This is a genomic window from Holdemanella sp. DFI.5.55, assembly GCF_020593575.1.
Taxonomy (GTDB): Bacteria; Bacillota_I; Bacilli_A; order Erysipelotrichales; family Erysipelotrichaceae; genus Holdemanella; species Holdemanella hominis.
Window position 1 is genome coordinate 1 of the sequence record NZ_JAJDMK010000374.1, and the last position, 236, is coordinate 236.

The 236-nt window shown below is 34.3% G+C and carries 1 protein-coding gene; it reads left to right on the forward strand.

The window, feature by feature from the left end:
• A partial coding sequence (gene argS, locus LJE08_RS14470; protein WP_227403645.1) for an arginine--tRNA ligase occupies positions 1 to 236 on the forward strand: 236 nt, incomplete at both ends.

Below are 236 nucleotides of genomic sequence, written 5' to 3' on the forward strand. Positions count from 1 at the left end.
CGCTCAGTCTTTATATGTAGTTGGAAATGAACAAAGCAACCATTTCAAACAGTTAAAAGCGGTCTTAAAAGAATTAGGCTTTGATTGGGCTGATCAAATGCATCATGTGCCTTTTGGTTTAATTACGCAAGGTGGTAAAAAACTGTCTACTAGAAAAGGCAAGATTGTCTTATTAGAGGAAGTTTTAAATGAAGCTGTTAATTTAGCGAATCAACAAATTACTGAGAAAAATCCTG